The following is a 7,403-nucleotide window of genomic DNA, read 5'->3' on the forward strand; positions in this document are numbered from 1 at the left end:
AGATAGTATGGTTGCTCTGCGCGGCATGTCAATACGATGCAGTATGGGTGCGAAAAGCCAATGCTGCCGGGCATTTGCGCCGCCCTTGTGAAGGCCACATACTGCAACCGACGTCCCCGTATGGTTAAATCCACGGATGAATACCGCGCCCGCTCCTTCCTCCGACGACGGCGCCGCTTCCGGCGGTGGCCGCAACAACCGGCTCAGTGCCGAAGACTGGGCGCAGGCCGCCCTGGACCTGATCGCCGAACAGGGCGTGAGCGCGGTGGCGGTGGAGCCGCTGGCGCGGCGCCTGGGCGTCACCAAGGGCAGCTTCTACTGGCACTTCCCCTCGCGCGATGCGCTGCTGCAGGCCGCGCTGGAGCGCTGGGAACTGGTCGAACAGCAGCAGGTGTTCGGCAGCCTGGAAGAGGTGCCGGATCCGCGCACGCGGCTGCGCGCGCTGTTCCAACTGGTCGCGCACGAGGTCAAGCCGCACATCATCTACAGCGAGTTGCTGAAGGCGCTCGATCATCCTGCGGTGCGGCCGGTGATCGACCGGGTCTCGCAGCGGCGCATGGAGTATCTGATCGCCTCGTTCCGCCAGGCCGGGCTCAGCCGGACCGATGCGCAACATCGCGCACGCCTGGCCTATGCCGCCTACGTCGGCTTCCTGCAGCTGTCGCTGCAATTGCACCAGCCCAAGCAGGCGCGCGAGGACTTCGAAGCCTACGTCGAACACGTCATCGTGACCTTGATTCCCGGCTGAGGCTGGGCCGGCGCGCGTCAACGCCCAGGCAATCCTGAAGGAAGATGATGACCGGCTCCGATGAGCAGATCGGCGCGTTGCTGGCCCAGGGCCGCAGTGCGATCGCAGCGCGGCGGTTCGATCGTGCCGAGGTCGCGTTCGCGCAGGCCGTGGCGCTGGCGCCGGACCAGGCCGATGGCTATCTGGGCCTGTCGCACGCTCTTCTGGTGCTGGGACGCCATGCGGAGGCCAAGACCGCGACGATGAGGCTGGCCGCGATGTCCCGGTTGAGCCCGGCACAGGCGTTCGAACTGGCCAGGCGCCTGCGCCATTTCAACGAATACGAGCGACTGATCGCGCTGTTGCGCGATCAGTCGTTGCTCTCGGCCATGTCGCCGCAGCAACTGGCCGAAGCGGCGGTGCTGCTGAGCGACATCGGCGAGCACGCGCTGGCATTGACCCTGGTGGAGCGCGGCCTGCGTCTTGCGCCGGGGCATGCCGCTTCGTTGTACTTCAAGGGCAACCTGTTGTTCTTCCTCGGCGACCGCAACGGTGCCGAAATCCACTACGAAGCGGCATTACGTGCCGATCCGGCGATGGCGCAGGCGTTCTGGATGATGGCCGCGCTGCATACCCAGCGGCACGCGTCCAATCATGTGGGCCGCCTGCGCGACGCGCTGAGGCGCTGTCCGCCAGGTTCCATGGGCGAAACCTATCTGAATTTCGCCCTGCACAAGGAACTGCACGATCTGGGCGAGCACGCCGAGGCATGGCAGGCACTGGAGCAGGCATGCGGCAGCGCGCGCCGGCGCATCGATTACCGCCTGTCCGATTCGCTGGCCTTGCTGGATGGCATCGAGCGGCGGTGTTCGCCGGCGTATCTGGCCGAGCCGATGCCGATAACGGAAGGTGGTCCGCGTCCGATCTTCATCGTGGGAATGCACCGCAGCGGCACCACGCTGCTCGAACAGATGCTCGTGCGCCATTCCCAGGTCCGCTCGGTGGGCGAGTCCTATCTGTTTCCCGAGCAACTGCGCGGCGTCACCAATACCGCGGCGCGGGATGCGCTCTCGCTGGATATGCTCGCGCGCCTGGATTCGGACGCGCTGCGCCGCGCAGGTGCCGACTATCTGCACGCGGCCGCGTGGGCAGTCCAGGGCCGGGATGTCCTCGTGGAGAAACTGCCGGCCAATGCGTTGAATGTCGGCTTCATCCGCAAGGCGTTGCCGCAAGCCAGGATCGTGTGGATGGCGCGCGATCCGATGGATACCTGCTTCTCCAATCTGCGCGTGCTGTATTCGGGCGTGGCCGGCTATTCCTACACGCAGCATGAAATGGCCGGCTACTTCGTTGCACACCAGCGGCTGATGCAGCATTGGGAGCGCAGCCTGCCCGACGCACTGTTGCGGGTCGATTACGCAGCGCTGGTCGCGCAGCCGGAGGCGACGTTGCGCCAGGTCGCGGCCTTCTGCGGATTGCCGTACCAGCCGCAGATGCTGGATCTGGAGCGGGCTCATGGCGCGGTCGCGACGGCGAGCGTCGGACTGATGCAGGGTGGTCTGCGCGCGGATCGCGCGCGGGTGTGGGCGCCGTATGCGGCGCAACTGCAGCCGTTACGCTCCGCTCTGGGACTGGCGTAGCCGACGCCCGCCGGAGCCCCGGATCGAGCTGCCGTCGCAATCGACCGGTTCCGTCGCCCAAAAAAAGATGCAGCCCCTTGCGGGGCTGCATCGGGTGACGCGACGACGAGTGGATCAGAACTTCTGGTTGTACTGCATGTACAGGAAACGGCCCGGCACTTCGTACTGCGGATCGAAGCTGTTGGCGAAGGTCGTGTACGAGACCGGTGGGTTGCGGGCGAAGATGTTGTTCACGCCCAGGGTGATCTTCGCGTTCCAGGGCGCCTTCCAATAGAAGGACGCATCGTTGTACACGGTGGCGCCCAGCTTGTTGTAGGACAGGTCCGGGTTGGTGTTGAAGTTGCTGCAGAGTTGGCCGAAGCCATAGTCGTTGGTGCTGAACGGGCAGGGTTCGTCCTGCTTGGAGTAGTAGCGCATCGACCAGGTGGCGCCGACATCGCCCAACTCCCAGCGCGCCAACAGGTTGGAGCGGATGCGCCAGTTATTGTTGCGATCCGAGTACTCGCCGACCTTGTTGTTGCCGTCGTTGTTGTCCTCGTTCCGGGCGTAGTAGGTGGTATCCCAGTTGAAGGACAGCGTGCCCCACGACTGCTCGGGCAGGCGGTAGTTGACGGTCATGTCATAACCTTCCACCAGCGTTGAGCCGATGTTCAGGCCAGCGGACAGCAGTTCGTTGATGGAACCGTCGGCGTTACGCGAGAACAGCGAGCAGGCCTGAGCGACCCCATCCTTCACGCAATCGTCCAGAATGCGCTGGCCGCTGAAGCTGGTGATGGTGTTTTCCAGCTTGATCTGCCACCAGTCCAGCGACACGTCGAAGCCGCTGACGAAGCTCGGGCTCCAGACGAAGCCGAGGGTCTTGGTGGTGGAGGTTTCCGGCTTCAGGTTGACGTTGCCGCCTGTGCTGATGCGGATCTGCGCGTTGCCCTGGTCGTAGCCGCCCGCCGGTACGCCCTGCGCGGAGCAGCGCGCGCGCTGTTCGGCGGTCAGGCCCGCATAGCCGCCGCCGAAGGTCGTCGAGCAGGGGTCGGCGATCTGCTCGAAGCTGTCGGCGACGCCCTGGAACAGCTCGGACACCGACGGCGCGCGGAAGCCCTGCGCCCAGTTGCCGCGGATCAGCAGGTCGTCGATCGGCTTCCACTTGAAACCGAACTTGCTGTTGACCGTGTTGCCGAAGGTGTCGTACTTCGAATAGCGCGTTGCGACGTCGAATTCCAGCTCCTTGAACAGGGTCACGTCCTTGAGCAGCGGGATGGAGATTTCCAGGTAGGCTTCGTCCAGCGAATAGCCGCCCGAGGTCGGGGTGCGCACGTTGCCGGTGGTGTTGCCCGAGGCGATCAGCGCGTCCGGCGAGTCGTAGCCGCTTTCGGCACGGTGCTCCACGCCGGCGGCGAAGGCCAGGGTGCCGCCGGGCAGGTCGGCGACTTCGCCGGTGAGGTTGGCGAAGTATTGCTTCATCTTGTACTGGTATTCGTCGTGCGCGACGAAGGTGATGTAGTTCAGCATCTCCGGGGTCAGGCCGCCGACGCCGCCCAGCAGGTTCGCCGGCACGCAGCCGTTGACGATCGCACCCGGGGTGCCGCAACGCGCGGTGCCGGTGGCGTCGATGAAGGACGGACCCACCGCGTTGCGCAGCGACAGCAGATTGAACAGGCCGGTGGTGGTGTCGTTCTGGTCGTTGCGGCCATAGCTCATGCCCGCATCCCAGGAGAAGTAGCGATCGCCCAGCTCGAAGCTGCCCTCAAGGGCGCCGACGAAGCCGAAAGTATCGACGTTCTGCTTGAAGCTGCGGCCGCCGGTTTCGGTGGCGCGACGCTGCACGCGCGAGACGGTGCGGCCGAACGGGTTGTAGATGCTATTCGGCGAGATCGCGATGGTGCGGGCCTGGACGCCGGCGCCGGGGCCTGTGCCGAGCACGATCGGCATCGAGGCGAGCAACTGCTCGGACTGGCGATTGTTGTAGGTCGCCTGTGCGGAGAAGCTGACGTTGTCGGTGATCTTGAACATCGCCTGGCCGAAGATCGACTTGCGCTCCTGCGGAGTCAGCAGGTAGTTGTCCGGGGCGAAGTTGTAGAGATCGTTGACGCCCGCGCCCCAGTTGCGCCAGTTGGCGGGTGTCGAGCCGGCGTCGTAGCCGAATTGGCCGGTCGTGCCGTTCGGACGGGTCTGGGTACCGCTGCACACGCCATTGGCGAAGGTGCCGTTGCACACCGCGAAGCGACCGTTCGGGCTGGTGGTGCTGCCGAAGGCGGTGCCCGTCTTGTAGATCGGCACGGCGGAAATCGCGCGGTCGCCGGCCATCACCGGATCTTCCTTGACGTAGCCGGCGCCGAACAGCGCGCTGAAGCGTTCGCCGGTGCTGCCGATGGTCACGTCGAAGCTCTGGCGCGCGCCATCGCCCTTGCTGAACTGGCCGTAATAGGCGTTTGCTTCGGCGCCGTCGAAATCCTTGCGCAGGATGATGTTGACCACGCCGGCGATCGCGTCGGAGCCATAGATCGCCGAGGCGCCGTCCTTCAGGACTTCCACGCGCTCGATGGCGGCGGTCGGGATGGTGTTCAGATCGGTGGCGCCGCCCAGACCGGTGCCAGCGACCCAGCGGCGGCCGTTGACTAGTACCAGGGTGCGATTGGAGCCGAGGTTGCGCAGGCTGACGCGGGTTTCGCCGTTACCACCGTTGTTATAGGTGGAGTTAAGCGTGGAGCCGTTGGCAGACAGATTCTGCAGCACGTCGCCGATCGAGGTCAGGCCCTGCGCCTGGATGTCTTCGCGCGACATGCTGAAGACCGGCTGCGACGTCTCCACGTCGGCGCGCTTGATGCGCGAGCCGGTGATTTCGATGCGGTCGAGCGTGGTGGTACCGCTGTTGGCGTCCTGTGCGAACGCGGCGCTGGCGGCACCGCCCGTACTCGCGGCAAGGGCGATCAAAACTGCGTCGCGCAGTTTGGTGGTCTTGCAGATCATTGGCTCTCTCTCCGAATGCGATATGGTTGCGAACTGGCCGACGGGGCGCCGAAATGCGGAGCCAAAACCGTAGGGTGAACCGATAGTAACTGCGTTCCCGCTGAAATTAAAGAGTCGTTAAGAGCGGGGAGTTGAAAGACGTTGGACGCCCCGTCTTGTGGTGTTTCAGAAATGGAAAAAGCCCCTTGAGGAGCTGTTGGGCAGGCGGCGTGTGTCTCGTGGTGAAACCGAGTTGGCGAGGCCTACAGATCCTGCTCGTAGCGCACGTAGGGGATGGTCCCCTCTTCGGTGCTGATGTTGTTCGGCGAGAACGGGTTCTTGCCGCGGGTGATGACGTTCTCGGCGCCCACGGTCAGCTGGCCGCTCCACGGGGTACGCCAGGTCAGGCCCACGCCCAGGCCGGTCCACTTGCCGGGTTGGCCGGGGGCGTCGACGACGCGGCCGATCACGTTGGCGCTGAACGAGCCGTAGCCGCCGCCGATGCTGAGGCTCTTGCTGTCCCAGCGGTCGAGCATGGCTGGGGTGGCGTCGGCGATCGGCACCAGGCGGGCCTTGGCGTAAGTGCCGCCGATCGAGACGAAGCCCTCGCGGCCGATGTTCTGCTGCGCGAAGACGGTCAGGTCGTTCTGCTCCATCCGCATCGACGGCGTCTTGTTGGCGCCGGCCAGCCAGGCGGGGAGGTTCTCGCGGCCGGTGCCCGCCGACAGCGACAGGCGCCCGCCGGGGCGGTTGAAGGTGGTCGTGGCGGCGACATGGTGGCCGGTGGTGCCGTCGTCGTCGCCCAGGCTGGCCAGCATGCAGTGGCTGGCCAAGCCGCTGATGCTGCCGCCGCTGGCGCTGTTGCACAGCAGGCCAAGCGAGTCGCCGGAGGACAGGCCGAATGCGGCATCCAGGGAGTTGCGGCCGAAATGCCAGCGCGCGCCGACCGCCTGTTCGCCGGTGGGCTCCAGGTACAGCAGCGCCTCGACCTTGCCGCTGCCCTTGTTCCAGACCGGCAGCACGGTACGGTCGTGACCAGTGGCGGGCTTGCTCTGCGCGTGCGCGCCCGTGCTCGCCGCGAGGGCGATCAGCAGGGCGAGCGGTAGGCGCAGGACGGGTCGCATCAGCAATCTGAGACTTGGGGCGGGCACGAAAGTTCCCGCCGGACAGGGTGGTCGATGCTAGAGAGTTTATGTTTCTTTAACAAGTCGGACTCCCCGGTCGCGACGCGCGTTTCAGCTAGTGCAAGCGCTCCGAGGACGTCGGTTCAGCCTGCGTTACGGCAAACAATACTCCGAATTCCGTCAAGGGGAAGTCATAGTGGCGGCCGCAGAACTCGCAGCGGATCTCAACTTGGCCGGTCGCCTCGGCCGCCGCCCGCGCTTCTTCCTCGCCGAGCGAGCGCAGCATCGCCGCGACCCGCTCGCGCGAGCACGAGCAGCCGAAGCGCAGCGGGCGGTCGCCGAGCAGCTCCGGGGTCTCCTCGTGGAACAGCCGGTGCAGCAGGGTTTCGGCCGGCGTGGCCAGCAGTTCGGCCTCGCCGACGGTCTCGAACAGCGCGCCGGCGCGGTTCCAGCCGTCCTCGTCGCCGGCGTTGCCCGGCAGCTTCTGCAGCAGCAGGCCGGCGGCGTGCGCACCGTCGGCGGCCAGGATCAGCCGCGTCGGCAACTGCTCGGACTGGCGGAAGTAGTCCTCGAAGGCTTCGTCCAGCTCGGCCGAGGACATCGCCACCAGACTCTGGTAGCGCTGCGGTTCGCGCGGATCCAGACCGGGGTTCTCGATGGTGATCGCCAGCAGGGCGTCGTCGCCGAGCGCGCGCAGGTCGCGCGGCGCGTCCTGGCCTTCGCCCAACTGGACGATGCCGCGCAGCGTGCCGGCGGCGGTGCACTCGGCGAACAGGGTGCGCAGCGCGCCCTGGCTGCGCAACTGCACCGACAGGCGCCCGTCGACCTTGGTATGGCCGGTGAACAGGGCCGCGGCGACGCAGGCCTCGCCCAGCAGTTCGGTGGCCGCGGCGGGATAGCTGGCCGGCGCCAGGATCTCGCGCCAGGTGTCGTGCAGGCGCACGTGCACGCCGCGCACGCCGGCGCCGG

At 66.3% G+C, this 7,403-nt stretch carries 6 protein-coding genes; 2 read left to right on the plus strand and 4 right to left on the minus strand.

The window, feature by feature from the left end:
* Positions 1-136 precede the first annotated feature (136 nt).
* Positions 137-748: a TetR/AcrR family transcriptional regulator gene (locus CEK65_RS10935; protein WP_017910473.1), complete on the plus strand. Its 612-nt coding sequence runs from the start codon at positions 137-139 to the stop codon at positions 746-748.
* A 17-nt stretch (positions 749-765) separates the two neighbouring features.
* Here CEK65_RS10935 and CEK65_RS20985 read toward each other — a convergent pair whose 3' ends face one another.
* Complete coding sequence (locus CEK65_RS20985; RefSeq protein WP_193314757.1) at positions 766-1,173, minus strand: hypothetical protein; 408 nt, start codon at positions 1,171-1,173, stop codon at positions 766-768.
* Between CEK65_RS20985 and CEK65_RS10940 the strand changes: the two genes are divergently transcribed.
* Positions 1,147-2,367 (plus strand): sulfotransferase, encoded by a 1,221-nt coding sequence (locus CEK65_RS10940; RefSeq protein ID WP_193314758.1) that lies wholly within the window; start codon positions 1,147-1,149, stop codon positions 2,365-2,367. The two genes, CEK65_RS20985 and CEK65_RS10940, sit on opposite strands and share 27 nt — an antisense overlap.
* 114 nt (positions 2,368-2,481) lie before the next feature.
* Here the strand turns inward: CEK65_RS10940 and CEK65_RS10945 are convergent, their stop codons facing one another.
* The 3 genes from CEK65_RS10945 to CEK65_RS10955 form a co-directional block, all read right to left on the minus strand.
* Positions 2,482-5,331: a TonB-dependent receptor gene (locus CEK65_RS10945; protein WP_152181735.1), complete on the minus strand. Its 2,850-nt coding sequence runs from the start codon at positions 5,329-5,331 to the stop codon at positions 2,482-2,484.
* Between the two features lie 242 nt (positions 5,332-5,573).
* Positions 5,574-6,434, minus strand: coding sequence for a hypothetical protein (locus tag CEK65_RS10950; RefSeq protein WP_152181736.1), 861 nt, complete (start codon positions 6,432-6,434; stop codon positions 5,574-5,576).
* A gap of 115 nt (positions 6,435-6,549) precedes the next feature.
* Positions 6,550-7,403: Hsp33 family molecular chaperone HslO (locus CEK65_RS10955; protein WP_152181737.1), on the minus strand; the 854-nt coding region annotated here is incomplete at its 5' end.

Origin of the sequence: Xanthomonas sp. LMG 12459 (assembly GCF_009192905.1) — a bacterium.
GTDB classification, from domain to species: domain Bacteria; phylum Pseudomonadota; class Gammaproteobacteria; order Xanthomonadales; family Xanthomonadaceae; genus Xanthomonas_A; species Xanthomonas_A sontii.

What these genes read in the sequence shown, in the direction of transcription:
- CEK65_RS10935 (WP_017910473.1), top strand. Translation starts at nt 137, where the DNA reads ATGAATACCGCGCCCGCTCCTTCCTCCGACGACGGCGCCGCTTCCGGC.
- CEK65_RS10945 (WP_152181735.1), bottom strand. Translation starts at nt 5,331, where the DNA reads ATGATCTGCAAGACCACCAAACTGCGCGACGCAGTTTTGATCGCCCTT.
- CEK65_RS10950 (WP_152181736.1), bottom strand. Translation starts at nt 6,434, where the DNA reads ATGCGACCCGTCCTGCGCCTACCGCTCGCCCTGCTGATCGCCCTCGCG.